The 405-nt window shown below is 67.7% G+C and carries 1 protein-coding gene; it reads right to left on the reverse strand.

Annotated features, from left to right (window positions below; genetic code table 11):
* A partial coding sequence (locus K9U41_RS23540; RefSeq protein WP_349237874.1) for a BTAD domain-containing putative transcriptional regulator occupies window positions 1-386 on the reverse strand: 386 nt, incomplete at its 3' end.
* Between the last annotated feature and the right edge of the window lie 19 nt (window positions 387-405).

Below are 405 nucleotides of genomic sequence, written 5' to 3' on the forward strand. Positions count from 1 at the left end.
ATCCAGCACAGTGCAGCTTCGATCGCGCCTGAAGCACCCAGCGTATGGCCGGTCAGCGGCTTGGTCGAACTGGCCGGCACCTGGTTGCCCAGCACCTGCGACACCGCCAGGCTTTCCATCGCATCGTTGTGGCCGGTGGCGGTGCCATGCAGGTTCACGTAGTCCACTTCATCGGCCGCCCAGCCGGCGCGCTGCAGCGCCTGCTGCAGGGCCTCCATCGCGTCCTCGGCCTTGCCCTGCTGCTGCAGCGCAAGCGCCAGCCAGCGGTGGGCCTCGGCCTGGCCGGGTTCATCACGGGTCCACGCCTGGGCCAGCTGCACGGCCTGGTCGGCCTCGTTCTGGCGCAACGCTTGGATGATCTGGTCTTGCATGGCGGTCCGGTTCAAGGGCAAACCCGCATTGTAG

The organism is Xanthobacter autotrophicus, assembly GCF_029991245.1.
In the GTDB taxonomy this organism is placed as follows: Bacteria; Pseudomonadota; Alphaproteobacteria; order Rhizobiales; family Xanthobacteraceae; genus Xanthobacter; species Xanthobacter autotrophicus_C.